Below are 11736 nucleotides of genomic sequence, written 5' to 3'. Positions count from 1 at the left end.
TCGGATAGGGTGGTGGCTGTTAGGGGAATGGTTAGTAGGAGTGTGGTTAATATTTTTGATAAATGTTTTTTTGGCACTAGATGCTCCTTGTATTGCAAAAGAGTATCAAGTGCGTGTTAACTGTGGGTGAATTTTATTTATTTATCTCCATCAAAACAAAAGTAGGGGCAGAGCCAAGTCTCTGCCCTAAAATGGAATTAGCGATTAAAACCCACTAACCTTAACCATCTCAGTAATATACTCCAAAAGTGGGTCAACATAGAACATTGAACCCACCGTTATAAATACAGTGATACCAAGAACAGTCATAAGAGGTTTAGAGACATTGTAATATACAACTTTCTCTTTAAGCTCTGCTGCTGGTTCTTTTAAGAACATATAGACAATCAGCTTCAAGTAGTAGTAAGCGGATATTGCAGAGTTTGCACCCATGACAAGAGCCAACCATACCATACCTACATCAACGGCTGATGACATAATATAGATTTTACCCCAGAATACTGAGAATGGTGGAACTCCTGCAAGGGAGAGCATAAAGAGAGCCATAACAACTGCACCCATAGGCATAACATTAATCATCCCTGCGAACTTTTCGTAAGGGTGGTCATATCTTGCGTGGTGGATATTGTGTTTGTGACGACTTACCCATAGCATTGTGAATGCTCCAAGGTTTGTGAACATAAACAGACCATAGTACAAGAATACAGAAGCATTTGCTTTTGTGGTTGCTATAGCGATTGCTGCCATAATGAAACCTGCGTGTGAGATGGATGAGTATGCCAACATCCGTTTCACATCCTCTTGGACTAGTGCCATAATGTTTGCTAGAGTCATTGTTAGGACTGCTAGGACTAGGATGGCTGTCTGTACCCACTCAACACCGAGGTGGATTAGCATCTCAAAGATTCTCATGGATACAACGGCTGCTGTTACTTTTGGAACAACGGACATATATCCTGCCAAAGGAGCTGATGCACCTTCGTAGACATCTGGAGCCCATGTGTGGAATGGGAATAGAGATAGTTTAAACGAGAATGCAGCTAATAGGAATGCCGCACCACCGATAATAAGAGCGGTCATACCTGGGTCATCTATTCTTGCTTGAACTGCGTCTGCTATCTGATAAAGCTCTAAACTTCCACTTATTCCGTAGAGGATAGCAGAACCCATTGTGAAGAATCCTGCTGCCAATGCACCCATTGTGAAGTACTTAACTGCTGCTTCAAATGAGTTGTGTCTGTTGTGTAGGGCTATCAGTGTATAGAGTGATAGTGAAGATGTCTCTAGTCCTATAAAAATAAGAATCAAGTTATCTGAACTCACCATAAACTGTAGTCCTGCTAACATAAACAGGAATAGGGCAAAGAACTCTGGGTATGAGTACTCATGGAATCTTTTTGAGGTTAGTGCCAATGGGATAAAGAGCATCGACGCTACCAAGATAAGAATCTGAGTGATAATTGCGATACCATCAATGAGCATCACATCAAAAAAACCTCTCTCATTTACATTTAGACCAAGGACTGCTCCAAGGTCGATTAGGATAATAAGAAGGGTCAACATAACATAGAGAGACTTATGTAAGTTCTCTTTTAGTAGGTCAATTATTAGGATAATAAGACCACCAGCGATTGCGATAAGCATCGGTGATAGTGTGGCTAGGTTAAGGGATTCCAAGCTAATATTTACTGGCTCTAACATTACTTTGCCTCCTTATCTGATTCTTCTTTTTCAGGCTTCATAGAGATAATCATATCTTTAGCCTCCTGGGTTCGAGCTTTGTACTCCATCTCAACTAAAAGTTTCTGAACAGAGTTATCAATTGGTCCGAGTACTGGTTTTGGATAGATACCTAACCATATTACGATAGCTACTAGAGGTAAAAGTGCTGTAAGCTCTCTTCTGTCTAGGTCTTTTAGGTTTCTGTTCTTCTCATTGGTAATTGGTCCAAAGAATGTGCGTTTGAAGAGTGTCAACATATAGACAGCTCCGATGATAATAGTAAGACCTGCGATAATAGTTCCTATAGGTGATACTTGATAGAAACCAAGTAGAACCAAGAACTCACCAACAAATCCAATTGTAAGTGGAAGTCCAACTGATGCCATTAGCATTACACCAAAGACTGTTGCATAGATAGGCATAACTTGTGCTAATCCACCAAACTCACTCATCATTTTGGTTCCTGTTCTCTCATAGATAACACCTACAAGCATAAACAAGGCTCCTGATACAATTCCGTGAGATAGCATAAGGAAGATTGAACCTCCAAGACCCTCTGCATTCATTGCAAATACACCAAGCATAATAACACCCATGTGAGACACAGATGAGTAAGCGATAACTTGCTTCATATCTTTTTGAGCAAATGCTACCATTGCTGTATAGACAACCATAATAAGTGAAAGTGTCATGATAAATGGAATCATGCTAACCGATGCGTCAGGGAACAGTGGAAGTGAAAATCTTACAAATCCATAAGTACCCATCTTAAGAAGAACTGCCGCAAGGATTACTGAACCGATTGTTGGTGCTTGACCGTGTGCGTGTGGTAACCATGTGTGGAATGGGAACATTGGCACTTTGATGGCAAACCCTGCAAACAATGATAAGAACAGCCAAAACTGCAGATCTGTTGAGAGGTCAAGTTGATACCAATCTAGTAGGTTAAATGTCCATACTCCTGCCTCCAAATGATAGAGGTATGCCATCGCTAAGAGACCCACCAACATTACAAGCGAACCTGCAAATGTATAGAGGAAGAACTTAATCGCCGCATAGACTCTAGTAGGTCCACCCCATGCTCCAATAAGATAGAGCATAGGAACCAGTGAAAGCTCCCAAAACATATAGAAGATAATCGCATCTAATGAGAGGAAAACACCCACCATTGTCATCTCCAAAAATAGTAGAGAGACAATCATGTTTTTCATATTGGCTATTTTGCTCTCATCTAACAAGATGATACCAAGTAGCGTAATCAGTGTCGCCATAATCACAATAAATAGTGATATACCATCAACACCTAAGTTGTATGAGATACCAAACTGTGAAATAATCGGTGCAAACTCGGTAAACTGCATACCTGCATTTGCGTTATCAAAACTCATCCATAACCACATGGCGAGTAAAAACTCTACTGTTGCAACAGAGATACCATACGCTTTAGCAGACCCCTTATCGACAACAAATCCTAATATCCCAGCTAACAGTGGGAAAAATATCAATATACTTAATATATGATCCATAATCTCTCCTTAACCTATGACAGCTGATATAGCCGCTGCCACAATTAGTAATAACGCACCTGCACCCATCCAGTTGAGGTAGGTTGAGAGGTTACCAGTCTGCATAGTTCTTGATTTGTCACCCGCATCGTAAATTGTCTTAGCAATCGTATCAACAGTGCCATCAACTATCTTATTATCCCACTCCCAAAACTTATCAGAAGCGACTATATATGGTTGAACGATAAATCTATCATATGCATGAGGAACATAGTATTGGTTCTCTAGCAATTTGTAGATAAATGAGTTTTCTACCTTCTCATCTCTCTGCCATGCCATAGCACCTTTTCCTGCATACTTTCTATAAGCTATCCAAATACCTATTACAGCAAAGAGAACAACTAATGCTCCTAACAACCATGCTATATGGTGTGTATGGTCACTCATCTCATACGCTGGAAGATTTTTGGTGATAAACGCTTTATATCCATCCATAAACCAACCAAATGAGATAGCAAGAATAGCCAGTGGAGCCATCGCTACTAGTACATATTTGTACATATCGTGTGGATTAAATCCTAGTGGTTTCCATCTCTCTTCACCGTGGAATGAGAAGAATACCTGTCTAAAGCTGTAGAATGCTGTCATCCCTGCTGTGATAACCAACATAATCCAAATAAGGTAAGTCCCTTCATTAAATGCGGTCTCAATAATCGCATCTTTTGAGTAGAAACCTGCAAAGAACGGAAGACCAGCAAGAGCGATAGAGGCTATACCCATATAGATATATGACCCCATCATCACCTTTCTAAGTCCACCCATCTTGAAAATATCAAGTTCATCATCCATTGCGTGCATAACATTACCTGCACCAAGGAATAGCAACGCTTTGAAGAACGCGTGAGCTGCGAGGTGGAAAAGTGCAATCCAATACGCACCAAGACCAGCGGCTGCAAACATATATCCAAGCTGTGAGAGTGTTGACAAGGCAACGATTCTCTTTATATCTCTAGCAATAAGAGCCATAGAAGCAGCATAGAATGCTACAAATGTACCAAGAGCCGCGATAAACATCGAGACACCTGATACAGCTTCCATGCTATAGAGTGGACTCATTCTAATAACCAAGAATACCCCTGCTGTTACCATAGTAGCTGCGTGAATTAGTGCAGAAACAGGCGTAGGCCCTTCCATTGCATCTGTAAGCCATGTGTGTAGTGGAAACTGTGCTGATTTACCCATTGCACCAATAAATAGTGCAATAGCGATACCAACTAGTAGTCCATCTGCAAGATTTGGTAAAGCATCAAATACAACATTGTATTGAAGTGAACCAACATTCCAATAAATCAAGAAGATACCAACAAGCATACCAAGGTCAGCAATACGGTTCATAATAAACGCTTCGTTTGCTGCCCATGATGGTGAGATTGATGGATTCTCTTCAAATGGTTTATCCTCTTTGTGATACCAAAAACCGATAAGTAACCATGAACAGACACCAACTCCTTCCCAACCGATAAATAGACCTGCTAAGTTATCAGACATCACAAGTATCATCATTGAAAATACAAATGCTGATAGGTATGCGAAGAATCTATTGAAACTCTTGTCATGATCCATATAACCATTTGAGTAGATATGAACAACCGTTGAAACCAAAGTAACAACAAGCATCATGGTGACACTTACCTCATCGACAAGGAAACCAAATGGAATATTCAAACCACCCATACTTATCCAGTCCATCATCGTGACATGCACGGCTCCAAACTCTGCGACATGCATAGCAAGGGCTACAGAAGCCAAGAATGAGACACCAATAAGTGCGGGATTTACCACACCTACTAGAATGCTCTTCGGACTTCTTGCAAAAAAGAGTCCTGCAAACAGAGACCCAACGAAAGGGGCAAAGAGTGCTATATATACTAAACTTTCCATCTATTATCCTTTCATATTTGCAATAACTTCAAGGTCAAGTGAACCATATTTCTTATAGAGAACAATTAATAGACCAAGACCAACAGCAACCTCAGATGCTGCAACTGCGATGACAAAAAAGGCAAACATTTGACCTGATAAATCACCATAATAATTACCTATCGCGGCAAAAGCGATATTTACTGCATTTAACATAATCTCTGTTGCAAAGAAGAGCATAAGAAGATTTTTTCTTCTTAGCACTCCAACAAATCCTATACTAAACAGCAGTCCTGATAGTATAAGGTAGTGACTAACTCCTATCATTTTCCTGCTCCTTCTCTCTCTGCTCTGTCAGCTATTTTTTCAGCATCATGTATCGCATCGCTCTCTGACTCAAATCTGTGGTGTAACACCTCATCAACTGCATCATCATGTGTTGTAAGTGAGTGATCCATCTTTTTACCTGCTAAGATAATACCTGCTATCATTGCTACAAGCAACATAACCGCAGCTAATTCAAATGGTACAAGATATTTTGTAAATAGAACCATACCAACGGCTTGTGCATTTCCAACACCCTCAACCACTGGGTAGAGTGCCTCTATATTCTCTCCAATAATTGGTGCAGAGAAGATAAAAACAAACACAAGAGCCATCAACGCACCTAGCACTATAGTCAGCGTAGGATTTTGATGCTTCTCTTTAATATCTTTGGTCGCATCAAAGAACATCATAGCAAATGCGTAGAGTGCCATAACCGCACCCACATAGACTATCAACTGAACAACACCAAGGAAATCTGCTCCTAATAGGAAGAAGAAGCCCGAAATCATTACCATTCCTCCTGCCAACGATGTCATGGCATAGAGGACATTTTTACTCATCACCGTAATCCCAAACAACACCACTGTCGATATTGCAAAGATATAAAAGGCTATAAATTCATACATTTTCTCTCCTTTTTAATACGCAAGTGGCGTTTTTTTGATATTCTCATCAGCATTAGGAGTCACGGCACCAAAGCCTTGATACTCCTGTTGAAGATTCAGATTATCAATCGGAGTCAACATATCATCAAACAGAGAGAAACTTGCTCTCTGCTCTGATGCTGTCTCAATTCTGTTACCATGCACAATTGCCAACTCAGGACAGACCTCTGCACAGTATCCACAGAAGATACATCTACCAAAGTTAATTGTGTACTCTGTGACCTCTTTTCGCTGATTCTTATCATAGGCTGTATCCATAGTGATACAATCAGCAGGACATATCTTCTCACAAAGCCCACAACCGATACATCTATAGTGACCACTCTCTAGTAATCTTAACATCTCATGAATCGCTCTATATCTTGGAGATATAGGCAACTTCTCAAATGGATAGAGTGTTGCGTGTGACTGACCACCAACAAGTGACTGCACCATAATACGCATCGTAACACCAAGACCTACAAAAAGTTCTCCACTTAAAGTTCGTGAAACAACTTGTTTAAACTTACACCATCCAGTAACAGGAGAGCGAGGCAAGTCTAATTTTGTATAGTTTTGCGTTCCGACATTTCTGTTTTTAAACTGTTCTAAACCCATAACTTCTCCTCTCTTAAATTATCATCATAACAAAACCTGTTATGAGAATGTTCACCATAGCTAGTGGCATCAAGACTTTCCAACAAAGCCACATCAACTGGTCTGGTCTAATATGAGGCCAAGATGCTCTTACCCATAACATCAAGAAGAACATAAACGCAATCTTGACAATAATCATAAACCATCCTGGGAAAATCCACAAATCATTATATCCACCAAGGAATACAACAGAGGCTAAGATACCAATTGTAATCATATTGGCATACTCACCGATAAAGAATAGTCCCCATCTAAGTCCACTATACTCTGTTACATATCCTGATACGATTTCAGCCTCATGCTCTAGTAGGTCAAACGGTGTTCTGTTTGTCTCTGCATAACCTGCAATCAAAAATAGGATAAATGCAACTGGCTGATAGACTACCATCCAAACACCCTGATCTGCATGATAGTTATTGAAGTCAACTAATGAAAGCGACCCAACCAACATAATAGGAGCCAATAGTGAGAGACCTGTTACAACCTCATAACTCAAAAACTGAACAGCTGTTCTAGCTGCTCCGATGATTCCCCATTTGTTTGCCTGTGACATACCTGCTAGTAGTGGAGCATAAAGCCCCGCTGCCATCATTCCAAGTACAAACAGAATACCAACATTAATATCCGATGCTATAGAAGGAACATAGACATCTATAAACGGTATCGTAAAGTCTGGAAATACAGGAACAGCCCCAAGAGCGATAAACGCAGTAGCTGCCATAATCACAGGAGCTATAGAGAATATAACCTTATTAGCGTGTTGAGGGATAATATCCTCTTTGGTAAAGAGTTTAATACCATCAGCCGCTAGTTGTAGCAGTCCATGAGGTCCAACATGCATTGGCCCCAATCTTCGTTGCATATATGCAAGTATTTTTCTCTCTACATAAGTACCAAAAGCTGCAAGTCCTGCAATCACAGCCAAAACGATAATGGCTTTGATTATAATACCTGCAGCGGTAACTTCTGGTAACATTGTTGCTTCCATATTTATACCTCCCTTATTACTACGGATTTATATCTTGACTCACCAAAGAGTTCATAGATATTCTCTGCACTTTTAAAGTCAGGAACAGCAACAATGTCACCCTCCATCCTCTCATCAACTATAACATCTAGTGTCAAGTTACCTTTATCAAACTCAACAATCACTCTTTTGCCCAATGATTCAGCTTTTGAAGCACTCGCATAGAGTCCAAACTCCTCAAATATCTGATGAGATTTGTCAGAGAAATCGTTAAATTGTCTCTGTGGATTACATCTATAAGCGATATCACCATCCAAGGTTTTACCATCATCAAACTTATCTACAGTTACCTCATCAACATCAGTTGAAGTAGTATCTAGTAGATAACCTCTATTCTCTGTTCCATCATTGGTATAACCATTAGGAAGAGAGTCAAACTCTACTGCTTTGAAACCTCTGTCTGTTGGCAGATATGCTGTCCAGTCGATAGTCTCTTTTGGAGCAGATAGAATCTCTCCCATAATGTCGTTTAGCTCATAACCGTTGTACTCCAGAGCAGCATTGGTTGGTGTTACTCTTTTGTGCATATTAGTTAGAGTTCCCTCTTGTTGGTTCATCGCTGGAATATCTAAATCTCCATCACCCAACGCAGATAGTCTAAAGTCACCTGACTCGTTATATCCAATTGTATATCCACTAGCCTCATTATCAAGGTCACAGATTAGTGCAACACCTAGTGAGTTGGTTTTTGGTGGAATCATTGCTACTTTAACATCAGATGATGCTTCAATAACAGCAATCAATTTTGCAAGATTTTCAGCTTTTTCATGGAAATATAGGTCTTCACCAATCATTAATGAGAAGTTCTCTTTCTTCTTTAACATCTTGACCATCGCTTTATCAAACTTCTCAGTGTCACCACCAAGAAGCTCAACAAAATCAGTGTCGAGTTGCTCTTTTACTGAACTTGGCAATTTGCTCTCATCAGCAAAAAGTTTAATAATCATAAGCAGAGCTGCCTCTTCATGTCCAACTTTGTGTGCAAATGTCTCAATAGTCTTACCAAAGCTAGGTATTAAGTTATCTCCAACTGGGTGGAAATAGAGTCCTGCACCTTTATTCATCTTCTGAACACTGTTAAATGCGTATCTTGCATTTGGATTGTCATTTCTCAATGATGACCCAACAGACATTACAAAGTCACTAGCCATAACCTCTTTGAAATCAGTTGTATAGAGTGAGTTTCCTGATGCTTTGCTATAGCAGTTCAAGAATCTCTGGAATGCTCTAGCTTCACGGTTAATAAGCTTCACACCCTTTTTCTCTTTTAGAGTCTGAAGCATAAGAGCCTCTTCATTGGTAATAGTTGAGTTGAAGTGAATCACCTCTGCTTTGTTAAATGCCTCAATAGCTTTAGCAAATGCTATCTTATCTTTTCCCTCAACTCTATTCTCAAAGTCATAACCAAATCGTCCAGCACCACATAAGGAGACATAGTTCCACTCATTGGTCACACGGAATATCTTCTCATCTCTATTTTCTATAGAGGCTGGTCTTGTCTCATAATAAATCTGACAACCACTACTACAGTGAGCACAAGTTGCAGGAACTCTTTTCAAATCCCAAGCATTACTTGTATAGACAAAGTCTCTACTCACCAAAGCTCCAACAGGACAGACAGCAGCACACTCACCACAATCACTACAATCGGTAAACTCAGTACCATTACTCGGAGCAATGACAGACTTTTGAAGTTTGTTCCACATCGCATAAGCATCTTTTGGCATAGCACCTTTTAGACCCTTATCTAGTGCAGCACCACCTCTTTTGGTAGTCTTAATTGCAGCATCACCAATCATATCTTTACAGGCTGTTGTACATCTCTCACATACTATACATAGACCTGCATCATAGTGAAGTACTGAACTCCAATTGGTTGTCTCTCGCTTAGTATCAGGGATACTATAACTCTGCGAATCAACTCCAATCTCCAGAGTATAGTTCTGCAACTCACACTCACCACTCTTGTCACACACGCCACACTGTAGTGGGTGGTTGACATCATAAACTTCCATAATAGCTTTTCGCTCTTTGAGGATATTTGGAGTGTTAACTGTAATCTCCATACCATCCTTGACCTTTGCATTACAAGCATATACCTGCTTTCCATCAGCCTCAACAAGACAGATACGACAAGCTAGTGTCGGTGAACATCTTGTCAGGTAACAGATAGCAGGGATAAATATATCATTTGCCCTTGCCGCATTGAGGATATATTCACCCTCATTGGTCGTGTACTCCTGACCATCAATTTTTATATTGATTTGACTCATTTTTACATACCTACCTTTTTAAATTCTAACCTAGAAAATCTATAAGAGGATAACAGAGTTGCACTTAATCCAATATCATATGTTGGATTTAATGCCACCGTTCCTTTCATAGATGTATCAATCTTAAACAGTCGAGAAAACTCTACACCGTCAAGGGTAAACACTACCCTATCTCCATCTTTTAGCTTGGTCGCTATCGCAAACTGCTGTGACCCAACTAAAAGACCTTTTTTCTCTTCTGGTTGTCGCACAAAGTTTATCGGTGTGTATATGGTATTGCTGTTGCAGTTATAGACTACTGCTCCATCAAACTCTTCCATCTCTTCTGGCTCTTCAATCTGCTCATCCACCTCAACTATAGTTGGAGTTAACAGATAACCTCTAAACTCATTACCCACAGCATCAAAATGGTTAGGTAAATCATCAAACTTAACAGAGCTAAATCCTTTTTCTGTCGGAAGTTGTTCTGTATAATCAATTGTATACTCTGCATTAAGACCAAGAGCATTGGCAATATCATTAAGCGTATAACCACCATAAGTAACTGCTACATTGCTAGGAACAACCCGTTTATTTATAGTAGTAGTTGTCCCCTCTTGCTGGGTAAATGATGGCATATCTAAGCCATCACTACTCTCTTTTGCATCCCCCAAAGCACTTAGCGTAAAGTCTGCTTTGGCATTGTATCCAACCGTTGGACTCTCTGTCACAGAATCTAGTTCACAGATAAGAGAAACACCCAAAGTGTTACCTTCTGGTGGAACAAAGACCACATTAAATCCTGCATACTTCTCAAGAAGAGCCAAAAGTTTTGCAATATTGGTCGCTTGTGGGTGAGCATAAAGGTCACTACCCACAACCAGAGAGAATCCTCTCTTTTTACGCAACGATTTAGCCAAGCTCTCTAGCTCTTCCTCGCCAATATTTGATTCAGCTGAAAGATTTCCAATATCCAAATCATCCAAAATAGCTCTGATATTATCTGGAAGAGGAGTATCTTTTAGAAGTGTATCTACCAAAAGTGCCGATACACCCTCTTCGCTTCCCACCTCATATTTGATAAACTGGGTTACGATAGTATCAAGTTCAATATCTTCCATAGGGTGCATATAAGCAACTCTCGCTCTATGCCACTTACTAGCCATATTGATATGATATTTTACCTGTGAACTGTCATCATTGATTTTAGTTCCAAGCACAATAACTGCTTGTGACTCACTAATCTTTTTCAGGTCTCCACCATAGAGGCTTGTTCCTGTAATTAAACTATAAGCTCCTAAAAAGTCTTGATACGACTTAGCCGAAGGAGATATAAGCTTGTAGCCATGTTTCTCTTTAAGTCTCTGTAGTATCATAGCCTCTTCATTGGAGATAGATGAGTTGAATATAATGCTCTTTGCAGATTCAAACGCCTCTATAGCATCTGCAAATGCTTTTTTATCTTTGGTCACATTGATGTTCGCATAATCAAAAGCGTGTCGCCCACTATCACAAAGAGTAACATGCTCAAAATCATTGGTTACCCTATAGATTCTGTCATTTTTCACCTCATAAGTCATCTGACAACCACCACCACAGTGCATACACGCTGCAGGGATTTTTTGTAGCTCCCAAGCATTTGTAGTGTATTTGAAATCGGTGTTTACCAATGCTCCAACAGG

At 39.9% G+C, this 11736-nt stretch carries 9 protein-coding genes; all 9 read right to left on the bottom strand.

The annotated features are described in order from the left end of the window. Nucleotides 1-204 precede the first annotated feature (204 nt). Nucleotides 205-1701 (bottom strand): NADH-quinone oxidoreductase subunit NuoN, encoded by a 1497-nt coding sequence (nuoN, locus tag GSY74_RS02215; RefSeq protein WP_164663486.1) that lies wholly within the window; start codon nt 1699-1701, stop codon nt 205-207. After that, a complete protein-coding gene (locus GSY74_RS02210) occupies nt 1701-3248 on the bottom strand; it encodes an NADH-quinone oxidoreductase subunit M (protein WP_164663485.1) in 1548 nt (515 codons plus the stop codon). Before GSY74_RS02210 ends, nuoN begins: the two co-directional genes overlap by 1 nt. 9 nt (nt 3249-3257) lie before the next feature. Next, a complete protein-coding gene (gene nuoL, locus GSY74_RS02205) occupies nt 3258-5168 on the bottom strand; it encodes an NADH-quinone oxidoreductase subunit L (RefSeq protein WP_164663484.1) in 1911 nt (636 codons plus the stop codon). A gap of 3 nt (nt 5169-5171) precedes the next feature. Beyond that, nucleotides 5172-5474 carry an NADH-quinone oxidoreductase subunit NuoK gene (gene nuoK, locus GSY74_RS02200; protein ID WP_164663483.1) on the bottom strand — a complete coding sequence of 101 codons (303 nt, stop codon included), beginning with the start codon at nt 5472-5474 and terminating at the stop codon, nt 5172-5174. Continuing rightward, the gene (locus GSY74_RS02195) at nt 5471-6100 is read right to left on the bottom strand and encodes an NADH-quinone oxidoreductase subunit J (RefSeq protein ID WP_164663482.1); all 630 of its coding nucleotides are present in this window, start codon (nt 6098-6100) and stop codon (nt 5471-5473) included. Before GSY74_RS02195 ends, nuoK begins: the two co-directional genes overlap by 4 nt. 12 nt (nt 6101-6112) lie before the next feature. Beyond that, on the bottom strand, nt 6113-6736 hold the full coding sequence (gene nuoI, locus GSY74_RS02190) for an NADH-quinone oxidoreductase subunit NuoI (protein WP_164663481.1): 624 nt from the start codon (nt 6734-6736) through the stop codon (nt 6113-6115). Between the two features lie 13 nt (nt 6737-6749). Then, the gene (gene nuoH, locus GSY74_RS02185) at nt 6750-7763 is read right to left on the bottom strand and encodes an NADH-quinone oxidoreductase subunit NuoH (protein WP_164663480.1); all 1014 of its coding nucleotides are present in this window, start codon (nt 7761-7763) and stop codon (nt 6750-6752) included. Between the two features lie 2 nt (nt 7764-7765). Beyond that, nucleotides 7766-10075 carry an NADH-quinone oxidoreductase subunit G gene (locus GSY74_RS02180; protein WP_164663479.1) on the bottom strand — a complete coding sequence of 770 codons (2310 nt, stop codon included), beginning with the start codon at nt 10073-10075 and terminating at the stop codon, nt 7766-7768. A 2-nt stretch (nt 10076-10077) separates the two neighbouring features. Further along, the coding region (locus GSY74_RS02175) for a ferredoxin (RefSeq protein ID WP_164663478.1) at nt 10078-11736 on the bottom strand (1659 nt) is incomplete at its 5' end.

The sequence above is a fragment of the Sulfurovum sp. bin170 genome (assembly GCF_010892395.1).
Lineage (GTDB): Bacteria > Campylobacterota > Campylobacteria > Campylobacterales > Sulfurovaceae > UBA1140.
This window is presented reverse-complemented; position numbering and strand designations above follow the sequence as displayed.

Bases quoted from the DNA above. Each gene is read 5' to 3' on its own strand.
- GSY74_RS02195 (WP_164663482.1), bottom strand. From the start codon at position 6,100: ATGTATGAATTTATAGCCTTTTATATCTTTGCAATATCGACAGTGGTG.
- GSY74_RS02210 (WP_164663485.1), bottom strand. From the start codon at position 3,248: ATGGATCATATATTAAGTATATTGATATTTTTCCCACTGTTAGCTGGG.
- nuoI (WP_164663481.1), bottom strand. From the start codon at position 6,736: ATGGGTTTAGAACAGTTTAAAAACAGAAATGTCGGAACGCAAAACTAT.
- nuoN (WP_164663486.1), bottom strand. From the start codon at position 1,701: ATGTTAGAGCCAGTAAATATTAGCTTGGAATCCCTTAACCTAGCCACA.
- nuoK (WP_164663483.1), bottom strand. From the start codon at position 5,474: ATGATAGGAGTTAGTCACTACCTTATACTATCAGGACTGCTGTTTAGT.
- nuoL (WP_164663484.1), bottom strand. From the start codon at position 5,168: ATGGAAAGTTTAGTATATATAGCACTCTTTGCCCCTTTCGTTGGGTCT.
- nuoH (WP_164663480.1), bottom strand. From the start codon at position 7,763: ATGGAAGCAACAATGTTACCAGAAGTTACCGCTGCAGGTATTATAATC.
- GSY74_RS02180 (WP_164663479.1), bottom strand. From the start codon at position 10,075: ATGAGTCAAATCAATATAAAAATTGATGGTCAGGAGTACACGACCAAT.